Origin of the sequence: Lutibacter sp. (genome assembly GCF_030692605.1) — a bacterium.
Taxonomy (GTDB): Bacteria; Bacteroidota; Bacteroidia; order Flavobacteriales; family Flavobacteriaceae; genus Lutibacter.
The window spans coordinates 1-14604 of sequence record NZ_JAUYUD010000125.1 but is presented as its reverse complement, the minus strand read 5'-3'; the positions used below and the strand labels follow the sequence as shown (position 1 = coordinate 14604).

Here is a 14604-nt window from a genome sequence, read left to right as displayed (position 1 = left end):
AAAATTATGAAACTTACTTTAAGATTATTTATAGAAAAATCTAAAATCAATAAAAAAAGGAATTCTATTATAAAATGCAGAATCACCTACAAAAAAGAAAGAAAAGAATTTTCAACAGGAATATTTATAAATTCAATTTTCTGGGATAGCCAACACCAAGTAGCTAAACCTCCTAATGATGAAAATGACTACATCAACACTCAACTAAGCCTTATTAAAAGTAAAATTAATAGGGCTTTTTTATTGCTTCAAGTTCAGGAGGGGAATTTTACTGTAGATGATATCCACATGCTGTATAAAGGCAAAAAACCAACTAAAGAACACAATGTAGTTGAACAGTTTGAAAGTCACTTAAACATGCTTAAAAAGCTTGTGGGGATAGATATAAAACAAGCAACTTGGAATAAGTTGTACTATGTGAAGAATAATGTAAAATCCTTTATAAGATGGAAATTTAAAACCAATGATTTGCCATTGAAAAGTTTAAAATTACAGTTTTTGGTTGATTTTGAATACTACTTAAAAGTTGAAAAGAAACAAAAACAAATTACTATTAATAAAACTATACAAAGGTTTAGAAACCCTATTAAAGTTGCATTATCTAAAGGTTATTTGGAAAGAGACCCATTTATGTTGTATAAAGCAAAAAAGGTGAAAACAGAGATTGTATTTTTATCTGTAGATGAATTAAAACAATTTGAATCATTTGAATTTAAGCAAACTAGATTAACGCAAGTTAAAGACTGGTTTGTGTTTAGTTGTTATACAGGATTGGCATACAATGAAATTAGCAAGCTACAAAAGAAACATATTTCAAAGGGTTTTGATGGTGAGTTTTGGATTGAAGTGGTAAGAGAGAAAACCCAAAAAAATATAGCAGTGCCAATTTTACCGAAGGCACAACAACTGATTGATAAATATGCTGATGCAAATTCTGGGTTTATATTTAAGATTTGCAGTAACCAACGTTATAATTCTTATTTAAAAGAAATAGCAAGTATCTTAGGAATAGATAAAAGATTGACGACACATACAGCAAGGAAAACATTTGCATCTACAGTTTTATTATATAATGATGTTCCTATGGAAATTGTATCCCAACTTCTTGGGCATAGCAGTATTACTATAACAGAAGATAGTTATGGTAAAATAGTTCAAAAGAAAGTAAGTGAAGAAATGATAAGGTTGACTAAAAATTTATAGCTGAAAAACTTCTTTAGTATGCCAAATTAAAGATTCTGTAGAGGGATACCAATTGGTTTTTATTGGAAGAATAATTTGATTTCCATTAAACTGAGAAATTGAATAAACTGATTTATTGTCAGTTACAGTTGGAGAAATTCTAACTATATAATCCTTGTTAATTGTGATTAGTCCCCTATCAAATGCTCGGTGCAAATTGGGAGATAAGCTAAGCCCATTTGGAATAGTATCATCGTGAGAAATACTGAAAGGAATAATATGACAAGCGTCTACCATTTGGGCATTTGTAGTGGTATCAATTTTCATTCCTGAAATACAACATTGATAATTGTAAATTTTTGGAATCGTTTTTTTGAATAATCCACCACGTATAAATATCTCTTCTTCAAATTCATTTTCATCTAAAGTGGAATGAAGTTCATTAATTCTTGACTGATAGGTTGTTTTGTCTTCATTTAAAATTTCATCTTCTATTTTTAGTTCAAACTTAGATGAGTCTATTGTTAAATAATCATAATTAGCAATCCCAAAATATTCTTTTATAAGAAACTGTTCTAGCAATAAATTGGTTTCATTATTTTTAAGTAAAAGAAAAAGTTGTTTGTTTATTTCTGCGAAAGCAATAGTATCTTTTAATTTTTTAAAGGTATTGGTGCTTTTTAATTTCAATAAGGATTCTTGAAATCCTAAATTGGCTGTTAAAGTCCAAAAACTTTCATTTTTTAAATGAAAAAAAGGAAGTGAAAAATTTGGTGTATGACCTGTATTTACTAGGTTATTCCAATTTGATTTAAATGATAAAACCAATTCAGGAGTTATAAAAATTCTATTGGTAGTTATTACATTGTTTCTTATAAGTTGAATTACTGAAATTAGTAATATTGGTTTATGAGGAGCTTTACCTAATCCTTTATTGTAGGCTCTGTTTAGCTTCTTTAATACATTTAAATAGTAATTAAAATTCTCATCCATAGATAAAGCTAATTTACGATATTAGATTTAGTTTGTAGAAATTATATTTTAATTAGCTATATTTGAATTGTAGGTTATTTTTCCTACATCTTTTTCATAGCAATTTACCACCTCCTACTTGGGGGTGGTTTTTTATAAAAATCAATTATAAGTAATAGTTTTATATTCATCCTTATTTAAGGATTCTAATAAAATTCCCCAATTAAATTTTTCCTTCTCCATTTTTTTATTAACTATTAATTTAGGTTTTTTAAATAGTGAAAATGGCCAATAATATCTTTTTATTTTATTAGTTCTACGGTACTTGTCATTAATATATTTTCTCAATTTTTCCTCATAAAGATTAATTTCTCTAATAGCTCCAGGTTCAACACTTTCATAAATCCCATACCCCTCTGGAACACATTTTTTTGGCACTTTTATTTTGGTAATTTTTGCTAATTCAACTATTAAATGTTGAATGTTTTCATTATTTATAGTATCAAAATTTTCAACTAATACGCTTTGAACATCTTTTAATAAATCCATTTCTTGAATAGGTCTGTCAAAAATAGAATAATCATTATTACTATATTTGTAATATCCATTTTCAAAAACTATTGGAGCATTAAAATCAAGAATATCACTACGCATAATTCTAATATCATTTCGGATTGTTCTTTCTGAAATACCAATATTAATGCCAACACTTTCACTTAGAGTTTCTGAGCATTTATCTATTAATAAATCAATTGTGCATTTGATTTGCCTATTTCTAAGACAAGCATCTAAAGTTTTGTATCGAAGTAGTGCATTTAAATTTACGGGCATTTTATTTTTTCAATGCAGATAGGCTGCATTCGATGTGTTTATTATTGCATAATAATTAATGATAAATATAATAAAATTATGCAAACAATTTTTAACAAAAAAAAATCTCAAATTTAAAAAAAACCAAGTAGAAAGAGTATTTAAAGATTCGTTTTATAGAAACTCTTTGGTTGGATGTCTTGGCGGAATGAATACAATTCTTGTGATGGATAAGCATTCAAAAGTTATTATGATATATGAAAAGAAAGGTAATGAAGAGTTTTTGTATTTCTGGGATGAAATTCAAGAAAGTCTTAAAAAGGAGTTGATAGAAGACTCATTCTTTTGAAGTCATTACGGATATCCGTATACTAAATTTAGTAAATGAAAGTAGTTTTGAGTGATGGCGTTTGAAAAAAATATTGTCTAAAAATCAAATAAAATTTTTATGTCAATTTTTAAGGCGTTCGCAATAGAATTAATGTTAACAATTGAAGTATTTATTATACCTCTTTCAATTCTGCTTATTTGGGAAATTTCAACACCTAAATCAAAAGCAAGTTGTTCTTGGGAAAAACCATTTGCTTTTCTGTGTTTTCTAAGGTTCTTACCAAAGGCTATTAAAAACGCTGAATCATTTAAATACTCCACAAGGCAAAATTCGTAGAGTATTAGTATTAATTAGTAGGCAAATATGCCTATATTTAACTTTTATTTAATAAAAATAAATAAGCTATGAGAAAACCTATATCATTGTTATTAATTCTATTTACCACAATAGTATTCACTCAAAATATTACACTAAATGAACTTATTTCATTTAAAACAAAGTCTATAAAGGATACACAACTAATTTTAAAAGGTAAAGACTATTCATATTTTAAAACTATTAATGGAGGTGCCCAATGGAAAGCTAATGATGGGAGTGGAATAATTGGTTTTAATGGGAAAGGTCTTGTTTTGTTTATGACATTTAAAAGTTCATTGCAAAAAAATATTATCAATGAGATTAAAAAATCTTCTTATAAATATATGGGAAAATCAACTAAAAATAATTTACAAGTTGATTCTTATATGAAAGGTGATAGTACAATTTTTATTTCAGAAATAATAAACCCATCTAACGGAAAAATATTGTATTCGATGACAATCACATAAATATTCAACTGTAAATTAAAAATATGAAAGCAATTAAAATTATTGCCGGTGTATTATTAATTATTGGTACACTTGGTTCGTTAATGAGTTTTTTTAAACAAGTTAGTTCATATGAAGCTCCTGAATTAATTGGACATTTATTAGCAATTGTATTAATATCTTGGTTTGCATACCTATTGCTAAAGCCATCAAAAAAAGCATAAAATGAAAAAAATAATTATAACAATTTCATTTATTATTTTAATAATTACACCTTCAATAAGTCAATGTAATTTAAAAACTACTGTTAGACCTGATGGCAATGTGATTAAATACTTTAATCCTCAGCCAGTAATACGTCAATCTGAATATGAAGTTGGCATTTCCATCTACAAAAATATTACTACTGATGAGTTAATGTTGAATATTTCTGTGTTGTTTAAATCAATGGTTCCTAAAAAATTAACCAAAAATGCAATAATTCAAACAACAAATATTAAGGGAATTGATTTAGTTCCATTAATGTCGGAAACTATAGTTATGAACGGAAGGGATGTATCAATGGGCTTGTATAAAATTGGAAAAGTTGATTTTGAGGAATTAAAAAAATACCCTCTTAAAAGTGTGTTTTTTTATTTGGAAGGCCATTTAAAAGGCTCAACAGTTACTGAAAATAAATTTGTTTTAAAAGATGAGCTTAATTGTTTTTAAGTTGATACTAATTGTAATAGGTGTAAAATTTAAAATAAATAATATAAGAATAGATTATGAAAACAAAACTAACATTAGGACTATTAATTTTTTCAATAACCAATTTATTTGCTAGTACTGGTGCGGAGCAAGCTAAAATGTTAGTAATGGCATTAGCGGGGGTCGTAATTATAATATTAAGTAGCTTTAGGAATAACAAAAAAAGTAAAAAAGATGAAAATTAAAGATGAATATCCAAATTTTAAGAATGCATTGTTGTTTTATATTGGAGATAAAAATCCAAAACTTGTGTCAGATGATTCTATTAAAATATCGTATTATATTCCCCTTCGAAATTTTGACAAGGGCTTTGATTATTATGAATTGACAAGGTTAAAAAATGGATTAGTTTATTTTAGCATTGTCACTATGTTAGGATTTAAATCAATTGTCCAAAGTGATACAAAAGCTATTAGTTCTGATATATCTGAATCAGAATGGCAAAGTGTAATATATGAAACCAGTTTAAATCATTTTAGTAAGGAAGAATACGTAGCACTTAAAAAAGGGTATGTAAAGAAAAAATCAGGAGGTTGTCTTGTGAGTGCACTGCTATCATTAATTTTTGTGTTTATGCTAATAGGAATTTTTAATTAATAAAAAAGTACTCAATGAATTTAAAAACATACGATAAGGGTTTATATATTAAAAAATGTACCAAAAGCGATTATGAGAAACCAAGCAGGCTTGAAAGAATGTTTAATGTTGCGTTAATGGATAAAGATGAAAAACCAAGATATCATTTAGTTTATTTTAAAAAAAATGATATTAGGTTCTCTAAATTTAATGATAAGGTTGAACTTTTGGTTGGTAATTATTATACCGAAGGGGAATTGTTAGATATTGTGGATAACTTCAGTTCAAATTCTGGCTATTTTGATAGAGAGGTTGTAATTGATGGAGAATATTTTAAAGCATTAGATGATAAGAATCCCTTTAATGGAAGTTTTTGTTGGGACAGTGAAAATATTTTAAATATAATTTTTCATTTTGAATCTGAGGGTTCTTTTTCAGGTAAATACCGTTTCATACCAAAAATATAGTATTATGGATTCTTTATTTATAGTATTTGCAGGTGTAATTGCTTTGGTTTTTTTTGTAATATTTAGTTTTCTAGCAGGAAGAGGATTTAGAGAATGGAATGAAGGAACCAATAATGTAAAAGACAATAAACAAAGTAATACCAAGACTTTAATTATTGGATTGATTATTGGAATTGTTTTATTATTTATCTTTTCTAAATGTAATTCTTAGATATTATGGGTTCACAAGTCAAAGTTAGTTGTAAGTGTGGTTTAAATAAAAGCATTTTAATAGGAGGTGGAATGGAGTCATCTTCTTATGAGTGTTTTTTCCCTTGTTTTTGTAAAAATTGTTCTGATGTAGTTGAAGTGAATCTTCTGGATTTAAATCCAAAATGTCCTGAATGTGGAGAGGAAAATATTATTGCATTTGACAACAGGTTATTAATTGGTGAGAAAGGAAAACAAGTTATTGAAAGTTGGCATGCTTTTGAATTGGGAAGGGAACTTTTATTGACAAATGGGACATATAAATGTCCTAAATGCAATACTCAAAACCTACGTTTTAGTATGGGGGATTTATATTGGGATTAATAATAACTATGCTCTATAAAATGTTTTGTGTAAATTCAGTTGTAAAATACATCTAGTTTATCAAAATGAATATTTATATAATTAATTCAACTTTAAGAATAAACAAAATGAAAAAAATTCTAATTATTTTATTAGTCTTCATCAACTTAATATCCTATTCACAAAATATAAAAAATAAGGAATGGTTGGTATTAAAAGATAATGACCTAAAACATTTTACAGTAACGAAGAAAACCAAAAGTTTTACCATAGATGAATTTAGATTTGATGTAATTTGGGATGATAAATTATTTTATTCAGATAATATTGGATATTATGGAGGAATAAAAACCTTAAAAATATTCAAGAAAAACCTCTTGATAAATACAATTGAAAAGATAGAAGATGTTATAGCTTTAGGTGAAATTGGAATATCTTTCTTTGATTATAATATGGATGGATATATAGATTTCTCATTACCAATTGATTCTGGAAAGGTAATTTGGTCTAAATATTACTTATATGATATAGAACAAAAAAAATATAAACATATCGAAGATTGGGATTATATCAGAATTCAAAAATTGAATAAAAAAACAAAACAATTTGTTACCATATTAGATGGTAATGCCGATGAAAGCGAACAGGAATTGTATCAAGTTTCAGGGTTTGAACTAGTACTTCTTAAAACGATTAAACATAAATCCATAAAAATCACAAATTAATTAAAAATCAATTATTATGAAATTCTATGAAAAAATTAACAAGATGAAATTATTTACTGTTTTAACCATAATTCTACTACAATATTCGTGTGGTGATGAATCTAAAGATGATATTAATATTATTGAGGAACCTAATAGTGTTAAACTTATAAAAGATATTTTGTATAGTGGTTCTGAAAGTGGCAGTCATTTTTATTATGAAGATAATAAGCTAACAAAAAGCAGTGTGTTAAATAGGGGTAATTATGAAGTTTATACATATAATTCAAATAATAAGATTAGCAAAATCAAGCAGTATTATGACAATAGTAATGTGCCAAATAATTCGGTAGCACTAAATTTTAATTATGCTAGTAATTTTAATGATAATGAATATTTGATAGAATATGTTTGGTTAAATAACAATGCATTTAAAAGTAGAAGTAAGCAATATAATTTTGATAGTAAAGGGTTGGTTCAAAGTGTAGAATGTTCTGATTCTGATTGTGAATCTGTAAATATTTATTATAAGAATAATCAAATTGACAAGGTAATTTATAATGAAGGAAAATCCTACCAAAGTATATATACATTTGAATTTGACGATGGTATTAATCCAATGAATATATTGTTTAGAAAATTTGGATATGTTGAATATATTAATATTCAAGTTTTTGATTATTTCTTTGACTTTTATTACATAAATAATGCGACAAAGATTTATAGAGATGGGACATTAGTATATACAGCTAATTATCAATATAATTCGGATAATTATCCAATCCAAGTTACTTATGTAAGAGTTTCAAATGGGGAAACGGGTAAGGCTGTTTTTACATATTAATTTTTTTTGCCAAAATTTTTTTCAATTTTTTTTAGAAAAGTGAAAGCGACTTAATCTAGTCTTCAACCCCCACTCTCTTTTGGTTTTGCGGGATACCCCCGTGCCTTAAATAATCTTAAAATTTTAAAAACTATGGTAACAATTGTAGATTACAAAACGTATCAAAGAGAGGATGGAACAACTTTTAATTCACTTATAGTACAAGGTGGGATAGAAGCTGTAAAAAGTCAAGAAACAGGAAGTACTTATTTAACTGCTAGAACAGCTAGAGTTTCCTGTACTTTTAATGAATTAATTTGTGAAACTTTAAAAGGAACACAATTACCTGGACAAGTAAAAAGGGTAGATTCTGAACCTTATGAGTACGCAATTCCAAATTCAGGAGAAATAATAACCTTAACGCATAAATTCGAGTATGTTGGTGAGGAAGAAAGCATTTTGAAAGAGAATGTTATTATGAAAGAAGAAGTATTTTAAACTTCAAACAGTATCAATTAGAATGAGGAGTTACAGCAATGTAGCTCCTTTTTTTGTCTTTTTTTTAGACAATTAGTAGCAATCACAAAATTAATTATAAACACTAAATACTATTATTATGAAATTAGAACAAGCGCAAAGAAATCAAGTAAAATTACGACTTGGATTAAGTGGTGCAAGTGGATTTGGCAAAAGCTATTCTGCTTTATTATTAGCCTATGGAATTACCAATGACTGGTCAAAAATAGCCATTATTGATACTGAAAATAACAGTGCAAGTTTGTATGCACATTTAGGAGAGTTTAACGTATTGTCACTAGAGGAACCTTATAGTCCAGAAAGGTATATAGAAGCCATTAAAATGTGTGAAAAGGCTAAATTAGAAGTTATTATCATTGATAGCATTACACACGAATGGAATGGTAAAGGAGGTTGTTTGCAGTTACACGAGCAGTTAGGTGGTAGGTTTCAGGACTGGGCAAGAATAAGTCCAAGGCATCAAGCTTTTATTGATGCTATTTTACAATCGAAATGTCACGTAATTACAACTGCTAGAAGAAAAATTGACTATTCATTGGATAGTGATTCAAACGGTAGAACCAAAGTAATTAAACACGGAACCAAGGAGATAACCAGAGAAGGATTTGAATATGAATTAACCACCAATTTTGAACTCATAAATGACAAGCATTTAGCAGTAGCTTCAAAAGATAGAACAGGCTTATTTATGAATAAACCAGAGTTTGTAATCTCAAAAGGAACAGGAAAGATTTTAAAGGAATGGTGTAATGATGGGAAGTCAGAGCAGGAACTACTTCAAAATATCTTTTCTGAAATAAATCAATGTACAACATTAGAAGGGTTACGACACATCTATTCTAAATATCCAACCTACCAAATAAAAATCAAGGATAGTGTCATTCAAAGAAAGGCAGAAATTGAAAATGTAACTTCTCAAATAATACCTAATAATCAAATTGTTCAACCGTCTAAAAACACATCAAATGGAATTGATAGCAAGTAATACGCAAATAATCCCAAAAGAACAAGTAATTAATACTGTAAGTAAAGGAAATTTTATTGAAGCAAACACAGAACAGGTGACTTTAAACCACCTACAAAAGGATTGCATCATACCTGTGTTTTCAAAAGATAATGAATCAACTTTAAGTCATTATCAGTTTATAGATAAAGCAAGTGAAGTGGTTCAAAAGTTATTTCCTGAGATGCAAGTAAATGAGCCAGATATAAGAGTGAGCCATATTGTGAAGGGGAGAATTCCCTCAGCTATTGGGAAACCAGCTAAAGAATTGAGGGATTTTGAAAAGACAGTGTATTATGAACGATGTGCTTTTATTATTGATATTCCTGGTGTGAAACAAATTGTGAATGGTAACGAGCTTACGTTAAGTGTTGGCGGTGTAAGAGCCTACAACCAAGAGAATTTGTATAGCAGAAAATCATTGGAAAAATTTAAAGTTTTTATAGGGTTTAAAAACAAGGTTTGCACAAATCTCTGTATTTCTACAGATGGTTTTTCAAATGAAATAAGAATAGGATCTATTTTAGAATTAGAACAACAAATGACTCAATTGTTTTCAGGTTATAATTCAGAAAAGCATTTAGGTAATATGGAAAAAATGAGTAGATATCAGTTGTCTGAAAAGCAATTTGCACACTTTATTGGAAAAGCCAGAATGTATCAGCATTTGGAAAAGAATGCGCAAAAAAGCGTATTTCCAATTACACTAAATGACAGCCAGATAAACAATGTGGTAAAGGATTATTATAACTGTCCAAACTTCAGTAGAAATAAAGATGGCTCTATTAATTTATGGAGTTTATACAATCTTTTTACTGAAGCCAACAAGAGCAGTTACATAGATTCAAATTTTGAGCGTAATGTAAATGCATACGAGTTAATCAATAACCTAGGTAATTCAATACAAAACAACGTTCCAAACTGGCTACTGTCTAATTAATATTATAGCTATTTTTTCAATTTGATGAAGTTCAAGTTGTAATTATTCACCTACAAATAAAATATGAATGAAAAAGAATTATTGAAATTATTACAATTTAGTAATCCTAAAGAACTCTGGATTGTTACTTATAATAATTTACTCAAAATACTATTTTGTCCTTTCGAAGTTCTCGTCTTGACTGATGTTGGAACATTAAAGAAAGGGCAAGTAGTTTGGGTAGATAGAATTAAAATTACACAAGAATTAAAAACCGTTTATATAATAAATGGACAAGCTTATTATTATCATTACTTTGATTTCATAGTAGAAGATAAGTAAATAATTAGGAGATACTGTATTTTGATAACCAACTTTTGAGACGGCACTCCTCTATCAAAGCCACTGAAAATGCCTTAACTAGTTTAATAATTGCATCTACTGCATTAATTGCATTGATTTGACATATTAATGCAGGATGTAATTATAAATATTATACAATATAATTATGAATATTATAAAAAATTAACATAATAAGTGAAAATAATTGAATATAAATTAGGAAATCTCGTTTTTTTTTCGTATCTTTGTATTTGTTTAGTGAGGGTTGATACTGTCATTATTAGGGAGAAAAATAGATAAAAATAAGAAACTAAAGAGAAAAAAAAGAAACCAAAAATAGAATCTAATATATTGTATTGAGCTATATCCATTAATTAGGAATATGGCTTTTTTGATGGTATAATATTCCAATCCTTTTAATAATTATAAATACTGTTGTTGAATATTGCAAGAGTAAAATATTAGATAATATGGAAAATATTAAAAATGAAGAAGTAAGTGAGAAAAGATTCCTTACGTTGAATGAAATGCTGGTGAAGTATGAGACCGCACCTAAAACAAATTTTTTATGGAGTGGGATTAAAGAAAAATCATTTGGATTGGTTTTTGGTCCAAGTAAAAGTGGCAAAACAATTTTTTGTGAAAATTTAGCAATGAGCATTGCTATGGGTAAGGATGAGTTTTTTGAATATCCTCTAGATGGAATTCCTAAAAAGGTATTATTTGTTGGTTTGGAAGAATTTTGGTTAAGTAGAATCGAAAGAAATCGAATGCAGTTTGAAGTATTAAATGAAGAAGAACAACTGCTAATTGGTGAGAATTACAGATTTCAACCAATTGATTTTTCGAAAAGAATAGTTAGAGAATCTGATTATGATAATTTGATTAATACGATTATGGATTCCGAAGCTGAAGTTGTTTTTATTGATAGTATTACCAGAATGAATTTAGGGCAATTAGAAAATAGTGCTGATTCTGAAAAGTTGATGCAAAAATTAAGGGAAGTATGTTATGATTTGAAAATCACACTAATTTGTATACATCATACTACTAAAATGTTTGATTGTCCAATTACAATGGATAAGATTAAAGGAAGTGCTGTATTTGCTCAAGAATCTGATTTCGCAATTGGAGTAAGTAGGACCAGTAAAAATCATAGATATGTAAAAAATGTTTTCTTTAGGTATGCACCTGATGATAGCGATATAGTTAAAGAATTTGAAATTGATAATAGCTGTTGGTTAAATCACTTAAATGATGTTGATGAGGATGAATTATTAGCAAGAACTGATAAGAGAAGAGCAACTGAAAAACCTGAAATAATTAGTAGTTATTTAGACAATAACAGTACCTGTACTTATACTAAAAAAGAACTATATAATATCCTATCAAATGATTTAGGAATAAAGGAGAGGCAATATGGGAGTTATTTACAAAATTTAGAAAAGGAACGTAAAATATTTAGCCCAAGTTTAGGTAATTACGCTTCTGTTAATTATAAATACATTAAAAATGAAGGAGATGATGAAAGAAGAGTATAATTATATTATATATAAAGCTCAAAATACAGTAAATGGAGAGCTTTACATTGGAGCAACAACAAATTCAATACATCAACGTAAGTTAGATCATTTGGAAAGAGCAGCCAGAGGTGAAGAAGGAAAATTTCAAGAAGCAATCGGCACTTATGGTGCTGAGGCTTTTAAATGGGAGCAAGTTGACACTGCATCATGTGCAGATGAATTAGCACAAATGGAACAGAAATATATCAATGAATTTAATTCCAAAGATGCTGGTTACAATAGTTCAATAGGTGGAGATTTTAAGAAAACTGTTTATCAATATAATTTGATAGATGGAATTTTAGTTAATTCTTATAATTGTTTAACGGATGCAGGCAATGCAGTGAATGCAACTAAACAATGCATTAGTAGAGCTTGTTTAAGTGTAAATAAAGCATATAATGGGTTTTATTGGAGTTATAATTTTACTGAACCTTTTAAGCCAGATTTAGATACAAGAAAAAAGGAAGTATTACAATATTCCCTTGAAGGTTCTTTTATTTCTAAATTTGTTTCAGTTGCAGATGCATCAAGACAAATAGGATTGAGTAAGACGTGTATTTCTAGATCTTGTAGAGGGGAAAGAGCCAATAGTGGGGGTTATATTTGGAAGTATTCGTAACTTAGCAATTAAGTATTTAATAATTTTTAAACCCAACTTCTTTAATTAGAGTTGGGTTTTTTATATGCCAATACTTCACAAAATAAAGAAATTAGAAACTCTAGTTATTTATGTTACAATTTGTTTTGTTGAATAGTTCAATTATGAAAATGAAGGAGTTTATTTTTAGTATAATTTAATCAGTATTCTTCTTTATGATTTCAGCAATTACAGACTTGCTGACTTGAAATTCAGTATTTTTTAATTCTGCTTCAATTTTTCTATAAGACACACCTTCTTTGTTAAGAGAGATAACCTTTTCTACTAATTCAGTATTGTTGGATTTTGCATTAATTGCTTTACTTCCTCTACGTCCAGTGTTATTAAAAATGAAATCTTTATTAAAATCAAGAATATAACTTTGTTTTTTATATTTTGAATCTAAAAAGTTAGATTTTAAAACCCATAAATCCTTTTGTTTATCATTACTATAGTTTGGTCTTATCTCTAAAACAACTCTCATTTTAGCTTCAAAGCCTTGTGAACCAATTATACTATCTTTTGAAGGGGCTTTTTGATTGGTTCTTTTACCTATATGATGAAGAAATAGAATTAAACACTGATGTTTTTTAGCCAATTTATCGTAAGAATTAAGAAAATTTCTAACTTGTGTATTAGCATTTATTTCTTTTGAAAACACATCAGCAAAAGCATCTATGATAATTAAATCAACAGGGCTTTTATCTAATTTCTTAGATAAGTTTGTATACAATTCATCTGAGTCAAATATAAATTCAAGATTTTTTAATCCTTCTAAATTCTCTATGCTATGTGCTTTTTTTAGATATTCAATTTGTTTTCTTATTGAATAACTTACTGAGGAAGAATCATCTTCAGTACTTACATATATTACTCTATTATGCTTGCAATTCAATTTAAACCCTGAGAATTCCTTTAAATTAAGGGTAATAGCAATACTTAATTGTCTTAAAAATGTAGATTTACCACTATCTGATGTTCCTACCAAAGATGCTAACCCAACAGTTTGTAAGAATGGATTTAGAAGTTTAGGTATTTCTCCTACAGAAAAATTATATAATTCATAAGCATTAAATGTCGTTTTGTCAATATTAATAATCTTGTCAACTTTTTTCTTCTTAAAGTCATTATTTGATTCTGTTTTTTTAGTAGAAGGCTCCTGAGTTTTTTTAGTCACTGTAACTTCAGGTATATCAAACTTACTTAAGTCAATTCGTGTCTTACCTACTAATTCCTCTTCGGGAATGTCATTAGTATTAAAATCATCCTTCATAAATAAAATTGTCCCAATTTAATTATATATAAAGGACAGGACAATTTACAAAAATAAATGAGTTGAAATTTAATTGTAGTTACTTCTTTTTAGAGTTTTTTTCATCTAATAGGTATCCATATAATTTCTTGTAGACGGATATATATAATCTACTAAAAAAAAACTAGATTTTTCGGACGTAGCAAATCCTTTGTTGAATGTTTGTCGGTTTGTACTATTAACCTGACGGTTATTTAACGGAATTTTATCAAGCTGCATATTTGATGTCTTTATGATTGAAATATTTTTGAACTCTATCTGGATTTTGAACTAACATTTGCATATGGTTTTCTAAATTTTCTTTAAGTTTTTCATG

The 14604-nt window shown here is 27.7% G+C and carries 23 protein-coding genes; 18 read left to right on the top strand and 5 right to left on the bottom strand.

Going from position 1 to position 14604, the window contains the following annotated elements:
• The first annotated feature begins 6 nt into the window (after positions 1 to 6).
• Positions 7 to 1203 (top strand): site-specific integrase, encoded by a 1197-nt coding sequence (locus Q8S45_RS13685; RefSeq protein ID WP_305606083.1) that lies wholly within the window; start codon positions 7 to 9, stop codon positions 1201 to 1203.
• On the opposite strand, the gene Q8S45_RS13680 is transcribed toward Q8S45_RS13685, so the two are convergent.
• Together Q8S45_RS13680 and Q8S45_RS13675 are read right to left on the bottom strand one after the other, a co-directional pair.
• Complete coding sequence (locus tag Q8S45_RS13680) at positions 1198 to 2175, bottom strand: HNH endonuclease (protein ID WP_305606080.1); 978 nt, start codon at positions 2173 to 2175, stop codon at positions 1198 to 1200. The genes Q8S45_RS13685 and Q8S45_RS13680 overlap by 6 nt on opposite strands.
• 141 nt (positions 2176 to 2316) lie before the next feature.
• Positions 2317 to 2985 (bottom strand): hypothetical protein, encoded by a 669-nt coding sequence (locus Q8S45_RS13675; RefSeq protein WP_305606078.1) that lies wholly within the window; start codon positions 2983 to 2985, stop codon positions 2317 to 2319.
• A gap of 187 nt (positions 2986 to 3172) precedes the next feature.
• On the opposite strand from Q8S45_RS13675, the gene Q8S45_RS13670 reads away from it, so the two are divergent.
• Positions 3173 to 3313, top strand: a complete 141-nt coding sequence (locus Q8S45_RS13670) for a hypothetical protein (RefSeq protein WP_305606075.1) — start codon at positions 3173 to 3175, stop codon at positions 3311 to 3313.
• Between the two features lie 77 nt (positions 3314 to 3390).
• Here Q8S45_RS13670 and Q8S45_RS13665 read toward each other — a convergent pair whose 3' ends face one another.
• Positions 3391 to 3615: a helix-turn-helix domain-containing protein gene (locus Q8S45_RS13665; protein WP_305606073.1), complete on the bottom strand. Its 225-nt coding sequence runs from the start codon at positions 3613 to 3615 to the stop codon at positions 3391 to 3393.
• An 84-nt stretch (positions 3616 to 3699) separates the two neighbouring features.
• Between Q8S45_RS13665 and Q8S45_RS13660 the strand changes: the two genes are divergently transcribed.
• From Q8S45_RS13660 to Q8S45_RS13585, 16 genes are all read left to right on the top strand, one after another.
• Entirely contained in the window at positions 3700 to 4122 is a 423-nt protein-coding gene (locus Q8S45_RS13660) for a hypothetical protein (RefSeq protein ID WP_305606070.1), read from the top strand.
• Positions 4123 to 4145: 23 nt separating this feature from the next.
• A complete protein-coding gene (locus Q8S45_RS13655) occupies positions 4146 to 4325 on the top strand; it encodes a hypothetical protein (protein WP_305606067.1) in 180 nt (59 codons plus the stop codon).
• 1 nt (position 4326) lies between these two features.
• A complete protein-coding gene (locus Q8S45_RS13650; protein ID WP_305606064.1) occupies positions 4327 to 4812 on the top strand; it encodes a hypothetical protein in 486 nt (161 codons plus the stop codon).
• Between the two features lie 56 nt (positions 4813 to 4868).
• The gene (locus Q8S45_RS13645) at positions 4869 to 5036 is read left to right on the top strand and encodes a hypothetical protein (RefSeq protein WP_305606063.1); all 168 of its coding nucleotides are present in this window, start codon (positions 4869 to 4871) and stop codon (positions 5034 to 5036) included.
• Positions 5026 to 5448: a hypothetical protein gene (locus Q8S45_RS13640; RefSeq protein ID WP_305606061.1), complete on the top strand. Its 423-nt coding sequence runs from the start codon at positions 5026 to 5028 to the stop codon at positions 5446 to 5448. Before Q8S45_RS13645 ends, Q8S45_RS13640 begins: the two co-directional genes overlap by 11 nt.
• Before the next feature lie 14 nt (positions 5449 to 5462).
• Positions 5463 to 5894 (top strand): hypothetical protein, encoded by a 432-nt coding sequence (locus Q8S45_RS13635; protein WP_305606058.1) that lies wholly within the window; start codon positions 5463 to 5465, stop codon positions 5892 to 5894.
• Between the two features lie 4 nt (positions 5895 to 5898).
• A complete protein-coding gene (locus Q8S45_RS13630; RefSeq protein ID WP_305606056.1) occupies positions 5899 to 6105 on the top strand; it encodes a hypothetical protein in 207 nt (68 codons plus the stop codon).
• A 5-nt stretch (positions 6106 to 6110) separates the two neighbouring features.
• A complete protein-coding gene (locus tag Q8S45_RS13625; protein WP_305606053.1) occupies positions 6111 to 6467 on the top strand; it encodes a hypothetical protein in 357 nt (118 codons plus the stop codon).
• 107 nt (positions 6468 to 6574) lie between these two features.
• Positions 6575 to 7171 carry a hypothetical protein gene (locus tag Q8S45_RS13620; RefSeq protein ID WP_305606050.1) on the top strand — a complete coding sequence of 199 codons (597 nt, stop codon included), beginning with the start codon at positions 6575 to 6577 and terminating at the stop codon, positions 7169 to 7171.
• 43 nt (positions 7172 to 7214) lie between these two features.
• On the top strand, positions 7215 to 7994 hold the full coding sequence (locus Q8S45_RS13615; protein ID WP_305606047.1) for a hypothetical protein: 780 nt from the start codon (positions 7215 to 7217) through the stop codon (positions 7992 to 7994).
• 132 nt (positions 7995 to 8126) lie between these two features.
• Complete coding sequence (locus tag Q8S45_RS13610) at positions 8127 to 8471, top strand: hypothetical protein (RefSeq protein ID WP_305606045.1); 345 nt, start codon at positions 8127 to 8129, stop codon at positions 8469 to 8471.
• A 118-nt stretch (positions 8472 to 8589) separates the two neighbouring features.
• Positions 8590 to 9495 carry an AAA family ATPase gene (locus tag Q8S45_RS13605; RefSeq protein WP_305606034.1) on the top strand — a complete coding sequence of 302 codons (906 nt, stop codon included), beginning with the start codon at positions 8590 to 8592 and terminating at the stop codon, positions 9493 to 9495.
• Complete coding sequence (locus tag Q8S45_RS13600; protein ID WP_305606031.1) at positions 9476 to 10453, top strand: DUF3871 family protein; 978 nt, start codon at positions 9476 to 9478, stop codon at positions 10451 to 10453. Before Q8S45_RS13605 ends, Q8S45_RS13600 begins: the two co-directional genes overlap by 20 nt.
• A gap of 63 nt (positions 10454 to 10516) precedes the next feature.
• Positions 10517 to 10774: a hypothetical protein gene (locus Q8S45_RS13595; RefSeq protein WP_305606028.1), complete on the top strand. Its 258-nt coding sequence runs from the start codon at positions 10517 to 10519 to the stop codon at positions 10772 to 10774.
• Positions 10775 to 11244: 470 nt separating this feature from the next.
• Positions 11245 to 12315: an AAA family ATPase gene (locus Q8S45_RS13590; RefSeq protein ID WP_305606027.1), complete on the top strand. Its 1071-nt coding sequence runs from the start codon at positions 11245 to 11247 to the stop codon at positions 12313 to 12315.
• Positions 12296 to 12958, top strand: coding sequence for an NUMOD1 domain-containing DNA-binding protein (locus tag Q8S45_RS13585; protein ID WP_305606025.1), 663 nt, complete (start codon positions 12296 to 12298; stop codon positions 12956 to 12958). The genes Q8S45_RS13590 and Q8S45_RS13585 overlap by 20 nt, the downstream gene beginning before the upstream one ends.
• A 175-nt stretch (positions 12959 to 13133) precedes the next feature.
• On the opposite strand, the gene Q8S45_RS13580 is transcribed toward Q8S45_RS13585, so the two are convergent.
• Together Q8S45_RS13580 and Q8S45_RS13575 are read right to left on the bottom strand one after the other, a co-directional pair.
• On the bottom strand, positions 13134 to 14249 hold the full coding sequence (locus tag Q8S45_RS13580) for an AAA family ATPase (RefSeq protein ID WP_305606022.1): 1116 nt from the start codon (positions 14247 to 14249) through the stop codon (positions 13134 to 13136).
• A 105-nt stretch (positions 14250 to 14354) separates the two neighbouring features.
• The gene (locus Q8S45_RS13575; RefSeq protein WP_305606019.1) at positions 14355 to 14507 is read right to left on the bottom strand and encodes a hypothetical protein; all 153 of its coding nucleotides are present in this window, start codon (positions 14505 to 14507) and stop codon (positions 14355 to 14357) included.
• Positions 14508 to 14604 lie beyond the last annotated feature (97 nt).

What these genes read in the sequence shown, in the direction of transcription:
- Q8S45_RS13615 (WP_305606047.1), top strand. Translation starts at nt 7,215, where the DNA reads ATGAAATTATTTACTGTTTTAACCATAATTCTACTACAATATTCGTGT.
- Q8S45_RS13585 (WP_305606025.1), top strand. Translation starts at nt 12,296, where the DNA reads ATGATGAAAGAAGAGTATAATTATATTATATATAAAGCTCAAAATACA.
- Q8S45_RS13595 (WP_305606028.1), top strand. Translation starts at nt 10,517, where the DNA reads ATGAATGAAAAAGAATTATTGAAATTATTACAATTTAGTAATCCTAAA.
- Q8S45_RS13630 (WP_305606056.1), top strand. Translation starts at nt 5,899, where the DNA reads ATGGATTCTTTATTTATAGTATTTGCAGGTGTAATTGCTTTGGTTTTT.
- Q8S45_RS13675 (WP_305606078.1), bottom strand. Translation starts at nt 2,985, where the DNA reads ATGCCCGTAAATTTAAATGCACTACTTCGATACAAAACTTTAGATGCT.
- Q8S45_RS13590 (WP_305606027.1), top strand. Translation starts at nt 11,245, where the DNA reads ATGGAAAATATTAAAAATGAAGAAGTAAGTGAGAAAAGATTCCTTACG.
- Q8S45_RS13660 (WP_305606070.1), top strand. Translation starts at nt 3,700, where the DNA reads ATGAGAAAACCTATATCATTGTTATTAATTCTATTTACCACAATAGTA.
- Q8S45_RS13635 (WP_305606058.1), top strand. Translation starts at nt 5,463, where the DNA reads ATGAATTTAAAAACATACGATAAGGGTTTATATATTAAAAAATGTACC.
- Q8S45_RS13680 (WP_305606080.1), bottom strand. Translation starts at nt 2,175, where the DNA reads ATGGATGAGAATTTTAATTACTATTTAAATGTATTAAAGAAGCTAAAC.
- Q8S45_RS13685 (WP_305606083.1), top strand. Translation starts at nt 7, where the DNA reads ATGAAACTTACTTTAAGATTATTTATAGAAAAATCTAAAATCAATAAA.
- Q8S45_RS13670 (WP_305606075.1), top strand. Translation starts at nt 3,173, where the DNA reads ATGAATACAATTCTTGTGATGGATAAGCATTCAAAAGTTATTATGATA.
- Q8S45_RS13645 (WP_305606063.1), top strand. Translation starts at nt 4,869, where the DNA reads ATGAAAACAAAACTAACATTAGGACTATTAATTTTTTCAATAACCAAT.
- Q8S45_RS13625 (WP_305606053.1), top strand. Translation starts at nt 6,111, where the DNA reads ATGGGTTCACAAGTCAAAGTTAGTTGTAAGTGTGGTTTAAATAAAAGC.
- Q8S45_RS13575 (WP_305606019.1), bottom strand. Translation starts at nt 14,507, where the DNA reads ATGCAGCTTGATAAAATTCCGTTAAATAACCGTCAGGTTAATAGTACA.
- Q8S45_RS13620 (WP_305606050.1), top strand. Translation starts at nt 6,575, where the DNA reads ATGAAAAAAATTCTAATTATTTTATTAGTCTTCATCAACTTAATATCC.
- Q8S45_RS13580 (WP_305606022.1), bottom strand. Translation starts at nt 14,249, where the DNA reads ATGAAGGATGATTTTAATACTAATGACATTCCCGAAGAGGAATTAGTA.
- Q8S45_RS13605 (WP_305606034.1), top strand. Translation starts at nt 8,590, where the DNA reads ATGAAATTAGAACAAGCGCAAAGAAATCAAGTAAAATTACGACTTGGA.
- Q8S45_RS13600 (WP_305606031.1), top strand. Translation starts at nt 9,476, where the DNA reads ATGGAATTGATAGCAAGTAATACGCAAATAATCCCAAAAGAACAAGTA.
- Q8S45_RS13610 (WP_305606045.1), top strand. Translation starts at nt 8,127, where the DNA reads ATGGTAACAATTGTAGATTACAAAACGTATCAAAGAGAGGATGGAACA.
- Q8S45_RS13650 (WP_305606064.1), top strand. Translation starts at nt 4,327, where the DNA reads ATGAAAAAAATAATTATAACAATTTCATTTATTATTTTAATAATTACA.
- Q8S45_RS13640 (WP_305606061.1), top strand. Translation starts at nt 5,026, where the DNA reads ATGAAAATTAAAGATGAATATCCAAATTTTAAGAATGCATTGTTGTTT.
- Q8S45_RS13655 (WP_305606067.1), top strand. Translation starts at nt 4,146, where the DNA reads ATGAAAGCAATTAAAATTATTGCCGGTGTATTATTAATTATTGGTACA.